Origin of the sequence: Micromonospora sp. DH14 (assembly GCF_029809455.1) — a bacterium.
GTDB lineage: Bacteria > Actinomycetota > Actinomycetes > Mycobacteriales > Micromonosporaceae > Micromonospora > Micromonospora parva.
The window spans coordinates 1-1,194 of the sequence record NZ_JARVKT010000072.1; the positions used below are offsets into that span (position 1 = coordinate 1).

Sequence of the window (1,194 nt, forward strand, 5' to 3'; positions counted from 1 at the left end):
AGTGGCTAGTCGAACAGTCTGGAATGGCTGACCGTAGACGGTGAGAGTCCGGTAGGTGAAAGTTGCTGACCTTCTGTGGGTGTTCCCGAGTAGCGGCGGACCCCTGAAATCTGCCGTGAATCTGCCAGGACCACCTGGTAAGCCTAAATACTTCCTGGTGACCGATAGCGGACAAGTACCGTGAGGGAATGGTGAAAAGTACCCCGGGAGGGGAGTGAAATAGTACCTGAAACCGTTCGCCTACAATCCGTCGGAGCCTTGCGGGGTGACGGCGTGCCTTTTGAAGAATGAGCCTGCGAGTTAGTGGCATGTGGCGAGGTTAACCCGTGTGGGGGAGCCGTAGCGAAAGCGAGTCTGAATAGGGCGATTCAGTCGCGTGTCCTAGACCCGAAGCGGAGTGATCTAGCCATGGGCAGGCTGAAGCGCGGGTAAGACCGCGTGGAGGGCCGAACCCACCAATGTTGAAAAATTGGGGGATGACCTGTGGTTAGGGGTGAAAGGCCAATCAAACTCCGTGATAGCTGGTTCTCCCCGAAATGCATTTAGGTGCAGCGTCGCGTGTTTCTTGCCGGAGGTAGAGCACTGGATGGTCTAGGGGGCCCACAAGCTTACCGAAATCAGCCAAACTCCGAATGCCGGTAAGTGAGAGCGCGGCAGTGAGACTGCGGGGGATAAGCTTCGTAGTCGAGAGGGAAACAGCCCAGATCACCAGCTAAGGCCCCTAAGCGTGTGCTAAGTGGAAAAGGATGTGGGGTCGCATAGACAACCAGGAGGTTGGCTTAGAAGCAGCCACCCTTTAAAGAGTGCGTAATAGCTCACTGGTCAAGTGGTTCCGCGCCGACAATGTAGCGGGGCTCAAGCACACCGCCGAAGCTGTGGCATTCACATTTTATCCTCGCTTGGACTTGATTCCTTGTGCAGGTGTGTGGATGGGTAGGGGAGCGTCGTGCCGCGAGTGAAGCAGCGGGGTGACCCAGTTGTGGACGCGGCACGAGTGAGAATGCAGGCATGAGTAGCGAAAGAAGGGTGAGAAACCCTTCCGCCGGATGACCAAGGGTTCCAGGGCCAGGCTAATCCGCCCTGGGTGAGTCGGGACCTAAGGCGAGGCCGAGAGGCGTAGTCGATGGACAACGGGTTGATATTCCCGTACCCGCGAAAGAGCGTCCCTGATGAACCTCGTTGTGCTAACCACCC

General features: G+C 57.0%; 1 rRNA gene. It reads left to right on the forward strand.

The features are described 5' to 3' along the window. A 23S ribosomal RNA gene (locus QCZ28_RS34370) occupies positions 1 to 1,194 on the forward strand; the annotation flags it as partial.